General features: G+C 53.8%; 3 protein-coding genes and 1 riboswitch. All 3 genes read right to left on the reverse strand.

Features of this window, described 5'->3' with window-relative positions; all coding sequences use genetic code 11:
• Nucleotides 1–407: 407 nt before the first annotated feature.
• Nucleotides 408–489: riboswitch (ZMP/ZTP riboswitch) on the reverse strand.
• A gap of 78 nt (nucleotides 490–567) precedes the next feature.
• Nucleotides 568–1,152, reverse strand: a complete 585-nt coding sequence (locus tag L696_RS0117260; protein ID WP_025684754.1) for a low molecular weight protein arginine phosphatase — start codon at nucleotides 1,150–1,152, stop codon at nucleotides 568–570.
• 84 nt (nucleotides 1,153–1,236) lie between these two features.
• Nucleotides 1,237–1,797 (reverse strand): manganese efflux pump MntP, encoded by a 561-nt coding sequence (locus tag L696_RS0117265; RefSeq protein ID WP_025684755.1) that lies wholly within the window; start codon nucleotides 1,795–1,797, stop codon nucleotides 1,237–1,239.
• A 196-nt stretch (nucleotides 1,798–1,993) separates the two neighbouring features.
• Nucleotides 1,994–2,412, reverse strand: a 419-nt coding sequence (locus L696_RS0117270; RefSeq protein WP_025684756.1) for a Sua5 family C-terminal domain-containing protein, incomplete at its 5' end; no start/stop codon positions are given.

The following is a 2,412-nucleotide window of genomic DNA, read 5'->3' on the forward strand; positions in this document are numbered from 1 at the left end:
TCACTGGTGCTTACGCCGATAACCAACAAGCGACCAGCCTTGAGACTGGCTGCTTCTGCGATTTCCTTCACGACAGAAGCGGTCTGTGCCTCAAGTGTAACCTCATGATCCAATTGTCCTACCATTGGAACCTCCTTTGGTTGAACAGCCCCACAGAGACTGGGCACAGGCTTATGCCCCATGTTCAACACACTCTCTCCTGATATCACAATCTGACTATATTATAGCCGATGAATGGGATTTCGAGCAGGAAATATGGAAAAACCGCTTAAAGGACCCTTTCGGTTTGGATACCCGAAGTAACAGTATGCGGAAGAATAATAGCCATTTGTCCGGATGGAAGGCCACTGGAGGCCGGACCTAGCTCATATACGAAAAAAGAGCAGTCCACAGCCTATGTGGATTTGCTCTTTTGCCCAGGCGACCGGCCGTATATCCGGTGCTCCATCGTGGTTAACCCCACTTTTGTCGCCAGTTACACCGGATTCTTGTTTTTCCACCTTATCTTAACGGATTAACAGCCGAAAATCAACAGATCCCGTACAAAATAGATGAGTGATACAAACTTTATTCGGACAAGGCCTTTAGCTTGTCCACCAGCTTGTGCAGCGCCGTTCGGATTTCCGCAGCCGTGACATCGTAATCTTCACGCGACCCGCCGAACGGATCGGAAATATCAAAACCCGGAATACGTTGACGCAGTTCAATCATCCGCTCACGCTCCCGTGCCGAAAGCTCCTGCCCCAATGAACCCATCAGTTGTTGCGAAGCGTACAGACCATCCAGCTCCTGTACATCATTCAGCACCGAATCCCGGTCCTCCACATATTCCTTGAGCGTAAATACTTTGCCCACCGTTTGGGGAAAGCGCTGAATGACGTGCTGCTTATGCCCTTGGGTCAAGGTTAAAATCAGATGTGCCCACTCGGCAAGCCCACCGTTCAAAGGAGTTGAGGTGATTTGATCCGAGACATTGTGGTCACGTAGCACTGCCTCTGCATGTCGGGAAATGGGCGTGCCTTCCATCGCAGCTACTCCCGCCGAGCGTACTTCCAGCCCTAGCCCGTGCTCAGCAGACAGCTTGCGCAGCATCCCTTCAGCCATTGGACTGCGACAGGTGTTCCCTGTGCATACGAATAAGATATGTTTCAACGTCTTCACCCCCGTATGTTAAAAAAATATATAAACAGAGGATTACTAAAATCCTGTATTTATTTTACACTGTCTGCCCCAAAATCAAAACATAAACATAAAGCCGAACGCCAGTAAAATAGCACCGCCCACTGCTTCTCCATAGTCTCCCAGATTGCGGCTGACCTTGCGGCCTAACAGCAGTCCCAGCATCGCCATCGCTCCCCCGCAAAAGCCAAACGTCAGAACGGTCAGCACCAGATCACTCTGGAACATGCCCAGTGATACCCCGACAGAAAAGGAGTCGACGCTCACCCCAAGCGAAAATAGTAAAAGCCCCAGGGGCGAACGATGGTCCAGCACCTGTACCCCGTCACCCTTGAAGGAATTATACACCATATGCCCGCCCAAAAGGATAAGCAATCCCCCTGCAAAATAGGTCGTCACATAACCCAGTAAAGAACTCATATAATGGCCTGTGAACATACCCAGCAATGGCATCAGTATGTGAAAAAAGCCAATGACCGTGCTGATCCGCAGCACGTCTCGCAGGCGTATCCCCTTCATGCCGATCCCCACGCCTAACGATAACGCATCCATCCCCAGCGCTACAGCCATGACCAGAATCGTTACAATCTGCCCGACATGGGCAGAGGCTTCCAGCATACTCCATCCCCCCAATATCCGTCCGCTCTTGTTAACGTTATGCGGACAAGAGGCAAAACAGTACAAGCATACGGTTAACCGTGCTTGTACCAGGAAGGAGAGGGGCCAACTATGCTGAAAAGGTCAATCCATGCAAACGTGGGGACTGCATGTATAGGAAATGTTTGGGGAATATTTGGATAGTGTCCGCGTCGTCCTAGAGACGGACGACCCGATGGCCTGCTGCTTTGAGCAGGCGGTTCATAACAGCGTCTCCCAGCCCTTTCGGCGGACAAGCTTCCGCCAAGATGTAGGTGACGCCTTCCTCGTCGCAGCGGCGCAGCACGCCGTACAGGCGCTGCGCCGCCTCATGGAGTGCGTCCAGCTTGCCCAGCGCGTAAACGCGCTCTCCGGCATAGCCGGCGGCATGCTCGTCGAACGCGAGCACCGCCGTGCGCTCCCCGCGCGCGGATGCCTCCGCCAGCGCAGTGCGAATCCAGCCCGTCACCTCAGCGGATGACGGGCCTTGCACTACGCTCAAGCGGCCTCGCGGCGCGTAGTGCGTGTACTTCATGCCCGGCGAACGTGGTGCCGGGCTATCGGCGTCCTCGCCGGGCGAAGCGGCGGCGAGCGCCG

Source organism: Paenibacillus maysiensis (assembly GCF_000520815.1).
Classification (GTDB): Bacteria; Bacillota; Bacilli; order Paenibacillales; family Paenibacillaceae; genus Paenibacillus; species Paenibacillus maysiensis.

Excerpts from the sequence above, each read along its gene's own strand:
- L696_RS0117265 (WP_025684755.1), bottom strand. The coding sequence starts at position 1,797 with ATGCTGGAAGCCTCTGCCCATGTCGGGCAGATTGTAACGATTCTGGTC.